Source organism: Limnohabitans sp. 2KL-3 (assembly GCF_001269405.1).
GTDB lineage: Bacteria > Pseudomonadota > Gammaproteobacteria > Burkholderiales > Burkholderiaceae_C > Limnohabitans_A.
The window spans coordinates 270,660-283,409 of the sequence record NZ_CXON01000001.1; the positions used below are offsets into that span (position 1 = coordinate 270,660).

Sequence of the window (12,750 nt, forward strand, 5' to 3'; positions counted from 1 at the left end):
ATAAGCATTTCTCAGGCCAAGGCCAGAGGATTGTCCTCAAAGGATAAGGGCTCAGCCGCTGCCGCCATGGGCAACAAGCGCGTTTGCCCCTGACACACCAGAGCCGCCGCTGCGATCAAGCCCTGCGCCTGACATTCTCGTGCTCGCTGCCAACCCGCCTGAAGGGCGCGCTGTACCCACTCTAAAGGCAAGCTCGGCACCTCCACTGTCACCGCCAAATCATCCAGATCAGTCATGTCGCGCAGGCTGTTGGCGGGCTGACGAACGATGCCTGGATGCGCCACATTGACCGCATTGGCAATGATGCTGGCCGCCGCATCGGCTTGCGCCGCCGTAGCGGCCAACACCGTCACGCTGTCGGCAATGCCCAAAGAAAAACTGCGGCCCCGCCAGCCACTGGTAGCCACGCCGCGCACGGGCATGGTGTGGGCAATTTCAAATGCACCATCGAGCTTCAGGCCATGCATCAACTCCTGCACTTGTAAACGCGCCAAATCGGCATACAAGCCCACCCGCACCGACTGACCGGGTGCCAGGTGCAAGGCGATGTCACCACCGTTGTTGACCCACGCCCGCGCCACACCAGCACGGGCATAACAAGCCAACAGCTCTTGAGCCACACTGCCCGCCACTGCGGCCATGGGCGTGATGTAGGTCTGGTCGGCCCAAGGTGCGCAAGCCTGCCACATGCGGCGCGCCACGCTGCCTTGCAAAGGACATGCCGTACCCGCTTGCACAGGCAAGCGCAAAACTTGCCACTGTGCCATCAACTCCGCCAGCAAGGGCTCAAAGCGCGTCCAGGCTTGTTCGTGCGCGAGCGCCACGGCCAATTCACCGTCCGGCCCCCAAGGTTCGGCACCGATCACGATGTCCATGGGGCCATGTTGGAAATGCCAGCGGCCGTCGGGCAAGCGGTGACGAGTAGCACTCACGCGGGGCACCTCATCCAAGCATCGGGTCTTGCCCGAGCGGCCAGGGGTTGGCCTGCGCTTGGGCCTGCCATGACAGGGCCGTTGGGGCGCCGTCGCTGTGCCAGGAACCTTGCTTCAAGACATCCTGCAACGAGCGCACATACGCCATGTGTCCTCCCAAGGCCTGGTAGTCGGACAGTCGCATGCTGAATTCAATCGGGGCAATGATGGCGGGCGTGGGCACCGTGCCAAAACTGTTGTCTGGCATGCGCAACACATCCGACATCACGGTGATGCCGCCACCTGGCCAGACAAAAGCTGGGGCTCCGCCACACGTCACATTGACCAAAGCCTGCTTGATGGCACGTGTGAGCAAGACCGGGTTTTCGGTGACGCCGGCACGCAAACTGCCACCCGCCCCCCCCAGAAACATCACACTGCACAACGAAGGCTCGCAATTCTCGCCAATGCGTTCAACAATGACCCGCACCGCTGCAGGCATGTCTTGCTGCACGGCCTGCAGTTGCTCGTTCAGTACATACCAAGCTGCATGCTCGCCTGTGGTCGAGGTCATGAGCATTCGCAAGCCCGGCCAGGCCACCTGTGGGTCCCAGCCTTCGATGATGGACAAGGGATCGTCAATGTCGGTGCCCCCCCAGCCATTGCCCGGGTTGGCCACCTGAAAGTACCGCCCAGGGGTCGATTTGCGTCCCCGCATGTCGATGCCCGAGGGCTTCATGTTCAGGCAGCGCCCCGCCTGGTGCTCGGTCAGGACGCCGGTGATGTGGTCGTCCAACACCACCACCTCGTCGGCCAAGCCCAAAAATTGCTTGGCAAAAATACCCACCACGGCCGAGCCGCAGCCCACGCGCATGCGCTGCTCCTGCACGCCGTTGACGATGGGCGCGTGCCCAGCCTGGATCACCAGCTGCGCGCCGCCATCAATGGTCAGTTCTACCGCCTGCTTGTTGCCCAACGCCTGCATCATGTCCACGGTGACGCGGCCTTCTTTTTTGCTGCCGCCGGTCAAGTGGTGCACCCCGCCGAGCGAGAGCATTTGCGAGCCATATTCAGCGGTGGTGACATGCCCCACCACCTCGCCCTTCATGCGCACATTGGCTTGCTCAGCACCCAGAAAACGGTCGGTGTCGATCTTCACCTTGAAACTGCAGTAGCTGAAAATGCCTTCGGTGACCACCGTCACCATGTCCACCCCGTCGACCTGCGAAGACACGATGAAAGGCGCTGGCTTGTAGTCGGGATAGGTGGTGGACGAGCCCACGCCCGTCACAAACACCTGATCGCTGTTCAGCAGATCACCGCTCCACGCCGTTGGCCCTTCATCGGATGCACCTGCAGCAAACGGCACGAGCACTGGCTCATCTTTCTCGAGCGTGCGCCGCAAAAAAACCACCGGGTCCACACGCACCAGCAGCCCTTCGCGGTTGGCATAACGGTCACAGGCCCCGAGCCGTCCTTCTGAAATTTGGCAAAGGACGGGGCAGGCATTGCACTCGATCTTGGCACCACTCATGCGCTCATTGCGCAGCTTGGCACGCTCTGGCACTTGCGGCATCGCAAGTGTTTCCATGCCGGGAAGCCCATCGGTTTTTGAGTGTTCGGTCATCTCGGTGTGTGCCTGTGAAAAAGCCGAAGTGCGCGCTTGCACGACGTTTTCATTTTGTGTAGCATTCACAACACCAAAATGTTGTGTTCACTACATTAAAGTTAATGTAGCGCATCCTGTTTTGCTGTGCAACAGTGTTTTCCCCAAGCTGTCCTGCACAGCCCTGCAAAGGGTTTTTGCTTTGTTCAACCTGACCTTGATAGACCATGAGCGCCTTTCTTGAAGAACGCGTATTGAGCGTGCACCATTGGACAGACCGCCTGTTTTCATTTACCACCACACGCGATCCATCGCTGCGTTTTTCAAATGGTCACTTCACCATGATTGGCCTGCGCTTGAATGGCAAACCGCTGCTTCGGGCTTACAGCATCGCCAGCCCCAACTACGAAGAGCATCTGGAATTTCTGAGCATCAAGGTCGAAGAAGGCCCCTTGACATCCCACCTTCAGCACATCCAGGTGGGCGACACCATCATCGTTGGCAAAAAGCCCACAGGCACCTTGCTGATCGACTACCTGACGCCAGCCAAACGCTTGTACCTGCTGTCAACGGGCACGGGCTTGGCGCCCTTCCTGAGCATCATCCGAGACCCCGAGACCTATGCAAAATTTGAAAGCGTGGTGGTGGTCCATGGTGTGCGTCAGGTGGATGAGTTGGCCTACCACGACCTGATCATCGATCACTTGCCGCAACACGAATTTCTGGGCGAAATGATTGGCCAGCAGCTGCGCTACTACCCGACAGTCACGCGCGAGACTTACCGCAACATGGGCCGTGTGACGGCGCTGATTGAAAGTGGCAAACTGTTTACGGACCTGGCCCTGCCCGCCATAAACCCGACCGAGGACCGGGTCATGTTGTGCGGCAGCCCGGGCATGCTCAACGACCTCAAGCACATGCTGGAGACTCAGGGCTTTGTAGAGGGCAACACCAGCATTCCTGGTGACTTTGTGATTGAACGGGCATTTGTCGAGAAATAAATACACATGGTGACTGCAGCACGCCAACCCAAGTCCAGCCTGGCCAAGCCTGGTGCCAAGCGCGTGGTAGGGGTGCGCGAACACAGCGCGCAACAAACACGTGAAAGCATTTTGCGCGCCGCCATCAAGGTTTTTGCGCAGCACGGTTACGAAGGCGGCAGTGTCGAAAAGATTTCGCGGCAGGCCAAGTCCTATGACCGCATGATCTATTACTACTTCGGCAGCAAGGAAGGCTTGTTCATCGAAGTGCTGGAAACGATTTACCGCCGCATGAACGATGCTGAAGCGCAATTGGCCATCGATGTGAGCACACCCCTGCTTGCCTTGGAGAAAGTGATTCATTTTGTCCTCGACTACTACCGCAATCATCCGGAGTTCGTCACCCTGCTCAACACGGAAAACCTGCACAAAGGCAAGCACATCGTGAAGTCGCTTCGCGCGCGCGAGTTCTCTTCACCGGCGATCGCCGTGATCCATGACATCTTGCGCGCCGGTGTATCGCAGGGTCTGTTTCGTGCCGACATATCGGCACGCGACGTTTACCTGTTGATTGCGGCCACCGGTTATTTCTACATGTCCAACCGGTACACCTTATCGGCATTTTTGGGCGAAAACATCGACGCGCCACAGGCTGTCGCGCAGTGGAAATCTTTCGTCATTGACACCGTGTTCCGCGTGGTCAATGTCCCCCATCCATCCAATCCCTAAGGAGCCCCCTCATGGCAGACATCAGCACCACCGGCGCATCCGGCAAAGTCGTCATCAAAAACATTGGCTTGTTGCTCTCGGGCGACTTGGATCAGCCCATCTTGCAGGCTGACACCATCGTCGTGCAGGACGGCCTCATCACCGCCGTAGGCCGCGAAAAAGATTGCGATCTGGAAGGAGCCCAAACCGTGATCGACGCCAGGCAAACTTGTGTCTGCCCGGGTTTGATCGACAGCCATGTACATCCGGTGTTTGGCGATTGGACGCCGCGCCAAAACCAGATCGGCTGGATCGACTCCACCATGAACGGCGGCGTGACCACCATGGTGTCGGCCGGTGAAGTGCATTTGCCCGGCCGCCCCAAAGACATCGTGGGCCTCAAAGCCCTGGCCATCACGGCACAACGCGCTTTTGACAACTTCCGCCCCGGAGGCGTGAAAGTGATCGCGGGCGCGCCCATCATAGAAAAAGGCATGACCGAGCAAGACTTCAAGGACCTGGCCGACGCGGGCGTCACGCTGCTGGGCGAAGTCGGCCTGGGCTCGGTCAAGGCAGGGTACGAGGCCCAGCAAATGGTGGCCTGGGCTCGCAAGCACGGCATCCAAAGCACGATCCACACCGGCGGTCCCTCGATTCCGGGCTCGGGCATGATAGACAAGGATGTGGTGCTCGAAGCCGATGCCGACGTCATTGGTCACATCAACGGCGGGCACACCTCGCTGCCTGAGGCCCATGTCTGCGAGTTGTGTGAAAAATCCTCACGCGCCATCGAGATCGTGCACAACGGCAACGAACGGGTGGCCATTGCAGCGGCGCGTGCGGCGCTCGAACTCAAGTGCCCGCACCGCATCATTTTGGGCACCGATGGCCCGGCAGGCTCTGGCGTGCAACCCTTGGGCATGTTGCGCATGGTGGCCTTGCTGTCGAGTCTGGCCAACATCCCGGCCGAGTTGGTTTTTTGCTTTGCGACAGGCAACACGGCACGCATCCGCAACTTGAACTGTGGCTTGATCGAAGTCGGTCGGGCAGCCGATTTTGTATTCATGGACCGCGCACAGCACACCGCAGGCAAAACCCTGCTGGAGAGCGTTCAGCTGGGCGACATTCCCGGCATTGGCATGGTCATGATCGACGGTCTGGTGCGTTGCGGCCGCAGCCGCAACACACCCCCCGCCACCGAAATTCCGGTGGTGCTGGGCAGCCATTGACACTGCGGCTGCAACGCTGGCAGCCTTTTTTCATCCCGCTGATCACCCTGCCCCAGCGCTTTCGCGGTGACAGCGGTGCAAGGGATGGGCATTTTCCACAAGCTTTCAACAAGGACCTCCGGCCCCATGAACTTTCACCCCCTCATTGAGCTGACCCGCAATGGCATCCAGGAATGCGTGCACATGGGTGCCCTGGCCGTGACCGACACCGAGGGTCGCGTGCTGGCTCAGGTGGGCAATCCGCACTGGCTGTGCTTCACCCGCTCCACCCTCAAGGCCATGCAGGCCTTGCCGCTGATTCAATCGGGCGGTGTGGCGCATTTTGGCCTCACGCCTTCAGAACTTGCCATGATGTGCGCCAGCCACAACGGTGAAGAAATGCACGTTGAACAGGTGTCGTCCATCCTGCGCAAAAGCGGCTGCAGCACGCGCCAGATGCGCTGCGGCTGCCATGTGCCTTACCGCTTCACGTTTTTCGACCACCCCATGCCTGAGGGCTTTGCCTACGACGAGCGGCACCACAACTGCAGCGGCAAGCACAGCGGCTTTTTGGCGTATTGCGTGCAGCACGGCTTGCCCACCGACAGCTACACCGAGGTGGACCATCCGCTGCAACAAAAAATTCGCCAGGCCGTGGCGCACTTGGCGGGGTTAGATGAGCAAGAGCTGGCGCTGGGCATCGACGGTTGTTCCGCACCCAACTACGCCATGCCTTTGTCACGGTTGGCGCGCAGCTATGCCCGACTGGCGCAACCCGAATCGGACGGCCTTTACGGCGAGAGCCTGCAGCAGCTTGGCCAGGCCATGAGCGCCCACCCCGAGCTGGTCTCGGGCACCGGCCGCAACGATGCCGATTTCATGCGCGCCGGTCGGGGCGACTGGGTCACCAAGGTGGGCGCGGACGGCGTGCAGGTGGTGGGCAGCCGCTCAAGGGGCCAGGCCCTGGCCATCAAGATCATGGATGGCAACAAAGCGGCGCTGTTTGCCGCGACCGTGGAGGCCTTGGACCAACTGGGTTGGCTGGACGATGCGCAGCGCCAGGAACTGGAACCCTGGCGTGCGCAGGTGCTGCTGAACGTGGCGGGGGTGCCGGTGGGTGAACGGCGCAGTGTGTTTCAGCTACAGACTTTTGATTGATCCAGTCCCTGGGCGGTGGGTGATGGGTGGTGGTCTGAGAGCGGTTTTTCGCGACGAGGGCGTCGCTCCTACAAGATCAGGCATCACCCAAAAGGTCAGGCATCACTTCTTTGTGGGAGCCCCGCCCCCGGGGCGATGGGTGGTGGTCTGAGAGGGATGGCATCTTCAGCGGCGGCCAAAAATCGCCGTGCCCACCCGCACCATGGTGCTGCCTTCGGCAATGGCGGCCGCCATGTCGGCGCTCATGCCCATGGACAAGGTGTCCAGCGGCAAGCCTTGCTGGCGCAATGATTCAAACAAGGCTTTGGCTTGGGCGTGCACTGCCCGCATCTGGGCGTCGGTCTCGGCGGGCTCAGGAATGGTCATCAGGCCGCGCAACTGCAAGCGCGGCAAAGCGGCCACGGCCTGTGCCAGTGCGGGGAGTTCCTGCGGGCTGATGCCCGATTTGGTCTCGCCGCCGTCCACATTCACCTGGATGCACACCTGCAAGGGCGGCAAATGGGGCGGGCGCTGCTCACTCAGGCGCTGGGCAATTTTGAGGCGGTCCACGCTGTGCACCCAGTCAAAGTGCTCAGCCACCAAGCGTGTTTTGTTGCTCTGGATGGGGCCAATGCAGTGCCATTGCAGGGGCAAGTCGCGCAAGGCCACGATCTTGTCCACCGCTTCCTGGATGTAGTTTTCGCCAAAAGCGGTCTGTCCTGCGGCATGGGCGGCCCGCACGGCCTCTGCCCCCCAGGTTTTGGACACCGCCAACAAAGACACGCTGTGAGGCAGGCGGCCAGCAGCCTGGCAAGCGGCTTCCATTTGCGTCCGGACACGCGACAGGTTTTCGGCAATGGAGTTGTTCATGGCCTGAGCGTACCAAACCTCGAACAAGCCTTCTTGACGCGCGTCCAACTGTCGCCAACCCGGCAGACAAAAGCACCCGGCACGAACCTGTGCACTGCCAGACTGCTAAATTAGCCCCTTTCAACGACCCCCAGCGAGACAAACATGAGCCAGATTGCAGCCAAAACCTACGAACCCACCCCCGCCCGGAAAGTGGCCTTTTTGGGCCTGGGCGTCATGGGCTACCCCATGGCGGGCCACTTGGCCCGCGCCGGTCACCACGTCACCGTGTACAACCGCAGCGCCGCCAAAGCCGCCGCTTGGACCGCCGAGTGCCCCGGCAACGCCAGCGCACCCACCCCGCGCGAAGCGGTTACCGGTGCCGACATCGTGTTTGCCTGCGTGGGCAATGACGCCGATTTACGCAGCGTGGTGCTCGGTGCCGATGGCGCTTTTGCCGGGATGAAACCCGGCGCGATTTTTGTGGACCACACCACGGCGTCCGCCGAAGTGGCCCGCGAGCTGTATGCCCAAGCCCAACAGCTGGGCCTGCACTTTGTGGATGCGCCTGTCTCAGGCGGCCAAGCCGGTGCACAAAACGGCATGCTGACGGTGATGTGTGGTGGCGACGCCGCGGCGTTTGACGATGTGAAGCCCGCTGCCATGGCGTTTTCTCGGGCCTTCACCTTGCTGGGTGCATCGGGCGCGGGTCAGCTGGCCAAGATGGTCAACCAGATTTGCATTGCCGGTTTGGTGCAAGGCCTGTCCGAAGCCATAGCGTTCGGTCAACAAGCCGGCTTGGACATGCACCAGGTGCTGGACGTGATCGGCAAGGGTGCTGCGCAAAGCTGGCAACTGGACAACCGGGGCAAGACCATGGCCGACGACAAGTTCGAATTTGGCTTTGCGGTGGACTGGATGCGCAAAGACTTGGGCCTGGTGCTGGACGAAGCCAAGCGCAACGGCGCCCGCCTGCCCATCACGGCCCTGGTGGACCAGTTTTACGCCGATGTGCAAAAAATGGGCGGTGGCCGCTGGGACACTTCGAGCCTGATCCGCCGTTTGCGCTGAGCTTCAGGGCTTTCTCAACCCCATTCGGCTCAGCCACTTTGGGGTTGAGCCGGACTCACCTTGGGAAGCGGTGTGACAGGCTTAACGGGTTGGACGGCTCAGGCGTTCCAGCTCTTGCTCAGAAATTTCTTCAAACACACGCACCACCTTGGTCACACCCCCGATGCTGCGGGCGATGTCGGTGGCCCGTTTGGCTTCCCGGGTGGTGACCCGCCCCATCAAATACACCACGCCACGCTGCGTGACCACCTTGAAGGCGTTGACCTGCAAATCTTTGGCATCCACAAACGCCGCTTTGACTTGGCCCGTGGTGACCGTGTCTTTGGACAACTGCGTCAGGGATGAGGTGGGCATCACGGCCAAGTCGTTGACCACCGACTGAACGTTTTCCTGGCTTTGCGCCAACTTCTCAGCTCTGTCTTTGTCTGCCGCCGAACGCGCCTCACCGCTGAGCAACACTTTGCGGTTGAAGCTGGTCACCGTCAGGTTCACACGCTCGCCCAGCTCTTGGCGAACAGCGCTGGCGACCTTGATTTCGATGCTTTCATCTTCGACCTGTGTGCCAGCGGTGCGGCGGTCTGTGGCGACCACACCCGTCATGACCGCCCCCCCCACAATCAAGGGGGCACAGGCGCTCAAACTGGACAAGACAGCGGTCAAAACGGCACCCGAAAGCACCAAGGACTGAAGATTGCGTTTCATTTAAAGAGGCTCCTGTTCACCCAACAACTGGGTGTCAATTCCATCACACAGACAATGCAGCACCAAATGTTGCACCTCCCGAATGCGTGCCACACGGTCATGGGGCACACACACATGCACATCCGTTTCGCGCAGTTGACGCGCCAACACGCCACCTTGGTGACCCGTCAACGCCACCACACTCATTTCCCGCTCGTGAGCAGCATGGACAGCCTGGACCAAAATGGGCTCGTCGCCGAGGGCACTGATCAAAAACAGCACATCGCCGGTGTGGCCCAGCGCCCGCACCTGACTGGCCAAACCTTGTGCATCGGACCACAGTGTGGCCATCAAAGCATCGGCCGACAAGGCCAGAGCCGACAAACCCGGCCGCTCACGCTCAAAGCCCCCCACGAGCAAGCTGGCCAGGTACTGCGCCAAGCCTGTCGAAGGCCCCATGCCGGCGGTGAGCACTTTGCCCCCGCCCGTCACACAAGCGAGGACTGCTTGAACGGCGGCTTCCACCGGTTTGGCCAAGCCCTGTGCCACCTGGTAATGCAGGTCGGCACTGTCGATGAAATGCTGTTGAATGCGCAGGTCTAACATGGCCGCGATGATAACCGCCAGCGCAAGCAAACTTTCGCTTTGCCCCGCCCGGTGTGTGTCCAATCACCGGATGGCCTCAACCGGCATCAAAGGCCGCTTGTAACCACTGGGGGCCCGCCCCGTCCAAGGTCACCACATCGAAGCGGGCCGGGGGCAAGCGAGACCAACTCAAAAAGTAATGCTGGGCCGCAAAAACAATGCGCCGCCGCTTGGTCGCACCAATGGTCGCTGCCGCCCCTCCAAAGTCGCTGCGGCTGCGCTTGCGCACCTCAACGAACACCACCGTCCCGTCGGCCGTTTGCATGATCAGGTCGATTTCTCCCCCACCCCGCCCGGGCGTCCGATAATTGCGCTGCAGCAAGCGCAATCCCTGTGCTTGCAAATAAGCCAGCGCCTCGTCTTCGCCCGCATCGCCTTGGGCCTTGGTCGTGGTGGCTCTGCCTGTGTTTTTTTTGAGGAATTGCATTGACTCCGTCTCCCTTGTCTGCCTCGTTTGCCAAAGCCCTGGAGGCGGCGCACGACGCTGCCGGGTCACAAAACCACCCGGCCAGCACACTGTATGTCGTGGCCACCCCGATTGGCAACCTCGCCGACATCAGCCTTCGCGCTTTGCACGTCCTGTCGCGCGTCGATGCCGTGGCTTGCGAAGACACCCGCCACACCCAACAGTTGCTGCGCGCATATGGCCTGGAACGCCCCTCTGCTCAACTGTTGGCGGTTCACCAGCACAACGAGGCGCAATCGGCCCAAAGCGTGATTGACCGCTTGGCCCAGGGAGAACGGGTCGCCTATGTCAGCGATGCGGGCACGCCAGCGGTCAGTGACCCCGGCGCACGCTTGGTGGCGGCCGTCAGGCAAGCGGGTTTTCGGGTGTTGCCTTTGCCTGGGCCCAGCAGTGTGACCACCGCCCTCAGCGCTTCGGGCATGACGGGCGAGACAGGCTTTGTTTTTGCGGGTTTTTTGTCCAGCAAATCAGGCGAGCGCATGCAAGCCGTCCAAGCCCTGGCACAAGAAGCACGCGCAGTGGTCTTGTTGGAGGCCCCTCATCGCATTGAAGCCCTGGCCCTGGCGCTGAGCGCTTTGGGTTCGCGCCCTGTCACGGTGGGGCGCGAGTTGACCAAGCAGTTTGAACAATTGCACACGCTGGCGGCCGCCGATTTGCCCGCTTGGCTGGCCGAAAAGCCCGAACGCCAGCGCGGGGAATTTGTGCTGGTGCTGCACAACACCCCGGTCAGCGAGTCCACCGGCCAAGGCCTGAAGGTGTTGCAATTGCTGCTGGCCGAATTGCCATTGAAGACCGCTGTCAAGCTGGCCGCAGACATCACCGGCGAATCCAAAAACGGGCTTTACGAACAAGCCTTGGCGCTCAAAAATCGTTGATTTTCAGGGGATTTCACTTCGGTTTTTTCTTTTTTATCTCTGAAATTTATGAATACCTTTGTATTTTTATTAAAAGTGAAATAGCTTTTTATTGTCATATTTGAATCGCAAGCTTGGATAATCGGGGGATGACCCTTGCTGACATGGCCTTGCCCAACTTTCGCTGTTCACGGTTTGATTTTTCACCAAGCCCCACGCCACCTTCGCAGCACACCGCCCGAGGTTCTTGTCTCCCCCGTTGGGCTGGCGCTGTTGTCTGGCCGCAGGCCCCTGTCCCACCCATTCTGGCTCTGGCCTGCGGCACGCAGGCATGACGATCCAAGCATCACCATACCTGCCAAGGCGCAGGGTGATCCTCGTTTTTCTGGCGTTTGCACTGGCCTACTTTCTGTCATCCTTGATCCGGGCCATCACAGCGACCTTGTCGCCCAGCCTGACGGCTGAATTTGCCCTGAGTGCACAAGACTTGGGTTTGTTGGCGGGTGGCTATTTTTTGGGGTTTTCACTGACCCAACTGCCTCTGGGTCGATGGCTGGACCTGCACGGCCCCAAAAAGGTGATTTTGGCCTTCTTGAGCGTTGCAGTGATGGGCTGCCTGGCCTTTGCGTGGGCAGAGCAATTTCACAGCTTGCTGGCGGCCAGGGTGTTGTGCGGCATGGGTGTGAGCGCCTGCTTGATGGCACCCTTGACAGCCTACCGGCGCTGGTTTGATCGCAACACCCAGCTCAGGGCCAATTCATGGATGCTCATGACCGGCTCTACGGGCATGCTGGCGGCCACTTTGCCTGTGCAATGGCTCATGCCGCTTTGGGGCTGGCGGCCCTTGTTCATCGTGTTGGCCGCCATGGTGGTCGTCACCATGGCGCTGGTCTTGTTGCTGGTACCCCACTGGTCGCCTCCTTCCCAACGCGCCGACCCGGTCGCGCTGAACACCACAACATCCGACGGTTACCGCTTGATTTGGCAAAGCCCTTATTTTTGGCGAATGGTGCCGATCGGCTTTTTTTGTCATGGGGGCATGGTCGCCATTCAGACTTTGTGGGCAGGCCAATGGATGACCCAAGTGGCTGGTTGGAACGCCACAGACGCGGCGGGCGGCTTGTTTCTGATCAATCTGGGCATGCTCATCAGTTTTTGGCTGTGGGGCCTGATCACGCCACGGCTGGCCAAGGCCGGTGTCCGCATGGAGACCCTGATCACCTGGTGTTTGCCCATGACCTTTGCCGCCTTGTTGGTCTTGGTGACGGCAGGTCCAGCGGTGGGATCAGGGGCCGCTGCCGTATTGACCGTGTTTTGTGTGGGCAGTTCGGTCGTCTCCTTGATTCAGCCTGCCGTCGGCTTGAAATTTCCCGTCCATTTGGCTGGCCGGGCTTTGTCGGCCTACAACTTGGTGGTGTTGTCCGGCATTTTCTGCGTGCAATGGGGCATTGGCCTGGTCATTGACTTGGGGCTGGCCATGGACTTGTACCCTGTCATGGCCTATCGGGTGGCCCTGATGACTTTTGCGGCTTGTTCCGTGCTGTCCTGGCTGTACTTCATACTCAAGCGCGTGCGGCCAGGCAGCGCCCCCAAACCACTGAACCCTGGTCCTTGAAACCCGGGTCCAGCGGCAG

Annotated in this window: 13 protein-coding genes; 7 read left to right on the plus strand and 6 right to left on the minus strand. The window is 60.3% G+C overall.

Annotated features, from left to right (window positions below; translation table 11 throughout):
* Positions 1-11: 11 nt before the first annotated feature.
* A complete protein-coding gene (locus AMM41_RS01230; RefSeq protein WP_089952582.1) occupies positions 12-932 on the minus strand; it encodes a UPF0280 family protein in 921 nt (306 codons plus the stop codon).
* Positions 933-942: 10 nt separating this feature from the next.
* Positions 943-2,538 carry a 6-hydroxynicotinate reductase gene (locus tag AMM41_RS01235; protein WP_089952584.1) on the minus strand — a complete coding sequence of 532 codons (1,596 nt, stop codon included), beginning with the start codon at positions 2,536-2,538 and terminating at the stop codon, positions 943-945.
* Positions 2,539-2,744: 206 nt separating this feature from the next.
* Between AMM41_RS01235 and AMM41_RS01240 the strand changes: the two genes are divergently transcribed.
* The 4 genes from AMM41_RS01240 (at position 2,745) to AMM41_RS01255 (ending at position 6,571) form a co-directional block, all read left to right on the plus strand.
* On the plus strand, positions 2,745-3,518 hold the full coding sequence (locus tag AMM41_RS01240) for a ferredoxin--NADP reductase (protein ID WP_089952166.1): 774 nt from the start codon (positions 2,745-2,747) through the stop codon (positions 3,516-3,518).
* Positions 3,519-3,524: 6 nt separating this feature from the next.
* Positions 3,525-4,226 carry a TetR family transcriptional regulator gene (locus AMM41_RS01245; RefSeq protein ID WP_089952168.1) on the plus strand — a complete coding sequence of 234 codons (702 nt, stop codon included), beginning with the start codon at positions 3,525-3,527 and terminating at the stop codon, positions 4,224-4,226.
* A gap of 11 nt (positions 4,227-4,237) precedes the next feature.
* Positions 4,238-5,434 carry an amidohydrolase family protein gene (locus AMM41_RS01250; protein ID WP_089952170.1) on the plus strand — a complete coding sequence of 399 codons (1,197 nt, stop codon included), beginning with the start codon at positions 4,238-4,240 and terminating at the stop codon, positions 5,432-5,434.
* A 126-nt stretch (positions 5,435-5,560) separates the two neighbouring features.
* Positions 5,561-6,571: an asparaginase gene (locus tag AMM41_RS01255; protein WP_089952172.1), complete on the plus strand. Its 1,011-nt coding sequence runs from the start codon at positions 5,561-5,563 to the stop codon at positions 6,569-6,571.
* 165 nt (positions 6,572-6,736) lie between these two features.
* Here AMM41_RS01255 and AMM41_RS01260 read toward each other — a convergent pair whose 3' ends face one another.
* Complete coding sequence (locus tag AMM41_RS01260) at positions 6,737-7,420, minus strand: YggS family pyridoxal phosphate-dependent enzyme (RefSeq protein WP_089952587.1); 684 nt, start codon at positions 7,418-7,420, stop codon at positions 6,737-6,739.
* Between the two features lie 144 nt (positions 7,421-7,564).
* Here AMM41_RS01260 and AMM41_RS01265 point away from each other — a divergent pair, with 144 nt between their 5' ends.
* Positions 7,565-8,470 carry an NAD(P)-dependent oxidoreductase gene (locus AMM41_RS01265; RefSeq protein ID WP_089952174.1) on the plus strand — a complete coding sequence of 302 codons (906 nt, stop codon included), beginning with the start codon at positions 7,565-7,567 and terminating at the stop codon, positions 8,468-8,470.
* Between the two features lie 81 nt (positions 8,471-8,551).
* Here the strand turns inward: AMM41_RS01265 and AMM41_RS01270 are convergent, their stop codons facing one another.
* From AMM41_RS01270 to AMM41_RS01280, 3 genes are all read right to left on the minus strand, one after another.
* Positions 8,552-9,172 carry a BON domain-containing protein gene (locus tag AMM41_RS01270; protein ID WP_089952176.1) on the minus strand — a complete coding sequence of 207 codons (621 nt, stop codon included), beginning with the start codon at positions 9,170-9,172 and terminating at the stop codon, positions 8,552-8,554.
* On the minus strand, positions 9,173-9,757 hold the full coding sequence (locus AMM41_RS01275) for an SIS domain-containing protein (RefSeq protein ID WP_089952589.1): 585 nt from the start codon (positions 9,755-9,757) through the stop codon (positions 9,173-9,175).
* A gap of 76 nt (positions 9,758-9,833) precedes the next feature.
* On the minus strand, positions 9,834-10,223 hold the full coding sequence (locus AMM41_RS01280) for a YraN family protein (protein ID WP_089952179.1): 390 nt from the start codon (positions 10,221-10,223) through the stop codon (positions 9,834-9,836).
* A 14-nt stretch (positions 10,224-10,237) separates the two neighbouring features.
* Here AMM41_RS01280 and rsmI point away from each other — a divergent pair, with 14 nt between their 5' ends.
* On the plus strand, positions 10,238-11,137 hold the full coding sequence (rsmI, locus tag AMM41_RS01285; protein WP_089952181.1) for a 16S rRNA (cytidine(1402)-2'-O)-methyltransferase: 900 nt from the start codon (positions 10,238-10,240) through the stop codon (positions 11,135-11,137).
* A gap of 310 nt (positions 11,138-11,447) precedes the next feature.
* A complete protein-coding gene (locus AMM41_RS01290) occupies positions 11,448-12,731 on the plus strand; it encodes an MFS transporter (protein WP_089952183.1) in 1,284 nt (427 codons plus the stop codon).
* The last annotated feature ends 19 nt before the right edge of the window (positions 12,732-12,750 follow it).

Bases quoted from the DNA above. Each gene is read 5' to 3' on its own strand.
- AMM41_RS01250 (WP_089952170.1), top strand. From the start codon at position 4,238: ATGGCAGACATCAGCACCACCGGCGCATCCGGCAAAGTCGTCATCAAA.
- AMM41_RS01265 (WP_089952174.1), top strand. From the start codon at position 7,565: ATGAGCCAGATTGCAGCCAAAACCTACGAACCCACCCCCGCCCGGAAA.
- AMM41_RS01240 (WP_089952166.1), top strand. From the start codon at position 2,745: ATGAGCGCCTTTCTTGAAGAACGCGTATTGAGCGTGCACCATTGGACA.
- AMM41_RS01280 (WP_089952179.1), bottom strand. From the start codon at position 10,223: ATGCAATTCCTCAAAAAAAACACAGGCAGAGCCACCACGACCAAGGCC.
- AMM41_RS01235 (WP_089952584.1), bottom strand. From the start codon at position 2,538: ATGACCGAACACTCAAAAACCGATGGGCTTCCCGGCATGGAAACACTT.
- AMM41_RS01260 (WP_089952587.1), bottom strand. From the start codon at position 7,420: ATGAACAACTCCATTGCCGAAAACCTGTCGCGTGTCCGGACGCAAATG.
- AMM41_RS01245 (WP_089952168.1), top strand. From the start codon at position 3,525: ATGGTGACTGCAGCACGCCAACCCAAGTCCAGCCTGGCCAAGCCTGGT.
- AMM41_RS01255 (WP_089952172.1), top strand. From the start codon at position 5,561: ATGAACTTTCACCCCCTCATTGAGCTGACCCGCAATGGCATCCAGGAA.
- AMM41_RS01275 (WP_089952589.1), bottom strand. From the start codon at position 9,757: ATGTTAGACCTGCGCATTCAACAGCATTTCATCGACAGTGCCGACCTG.
- AMM41_RS01290 (WP_089952183.1), top strand. From the start codon at position 11,448: ATGACGATCCAAGCATCACCATACCTGCCAAGGCGCAGGGTGATCCTC.
- AMM41_RS01270 (WP_089952176.1), bottom strand. From the start codon at position 9,172: ATGAAACGCAATCTTCAGTCCTTGGTGCTTTCGGGTGCCGTTTTGACC.